The 1080-nt window shown below is 33.3% G+C and carries 1 protein-coding gene; it reads right to left on the reverse strand.

What is annotated here, in order from left to right; all coding sequences use genetic code 11:
• Positions 1-108: 108 nt before the first annotated feature.
• Positions 109-1080 (reverse strand): glutamate--tRNA ligase family protein (locus ABWO04_RS12110; protein WP_353079931.1); only part of this gene is annotated, 972 nt, incomplete at its 5' end.

Genomic DNA, 1080 nt, shown 5'->3' on the forward strand with positions numbered 1-1080 from the left:
AAAAAAACCTATAAAGAATTTTTCCTTATAGGTTTGAAATTTAAATTAGATTCTGACCCGAGCTTGCGAACTGACGAAGTAAACAAGTTCAGAATGACAAACGTGTTTTTATTGTTCAGAAACTTTTGCCCAAGTATCTCTTAATCCAACGGTTTTATTGAAAACTAATTTTTCAGCTGAAGTATCTTTATCAACACAAAAATAACCTAAGCGTTGAAATTGAAAATGATCAAGTTCTTTTGCGGTTTGTAAACTTGGTTCAACATACCCTGTAATTACTTTTAAAGACTCTGGATTGATGTATTCTTTAAAATCAACCTCTTTATTGCCATCAGGATTTTCGTGTGTAAAAAGACGGTCATACATTCTAACTTCCGCTTCAACCGCGTGTGGTATAGAAACCCAATGAATTACACCTTTTACTTTTCTATTACTCGCTTCTGTACCACTTCCTGATTTAGAATCTACATCGTATGTACAATGAATTTCGGTAATATTTCCTTCTGCATCTTTTACAACAGATTCACCTTTAATGATATACGCGTTTTTTAAACGTACTTCAGTTCCTAAAGTTAAACGGAAAAATTTCTTGTGCGCTTCTTCTTGAAAATCTTCTCTTTCTATATATAATTCTTTAGAAAAAGGTACTTCTCTATAAGTCATAACTTCTTCTTCTGGATTGTTTTCTGCGGTTAACCACTCTTCTTTTCCTTCTGGATAATTTGTAATTACCAGTTTTATTGGATTTAAAACCGCCATCACACGAGGCGCAATTTTGTTTAAATCTTCACGAATACAGAAATCTAAAAGCGACACATCAATTAAATTCATACGTTTTGCAATTCCGATTGTATTTGCAAAGTTACGAATGGCGGTTGCGGTTATTCCACGTCTTCTCATACCAGAAATCGTACTCATTCTCGGATCGTCCCAAGCTGTAACGTGCTTTTCTTCAACTAATTGTAATAATTTACGTTTAGAAACTACGGTGTGCGATAAATTTCTACGAGCAAATTCTCTTTGTTTTGGTCGTACTTTGGTTTCATCATAAATTTGATTTAAAAACCAATCGTATAATTC

The sequence above is a fragment of the Flavobacterium sp. genome (assembly GCF_040382755.1).
GTDB lineage: Bacteria > Bacteroidota > Bacteroidia > Flavobacteriales > Flavobacteriaceae > Flavobacterium.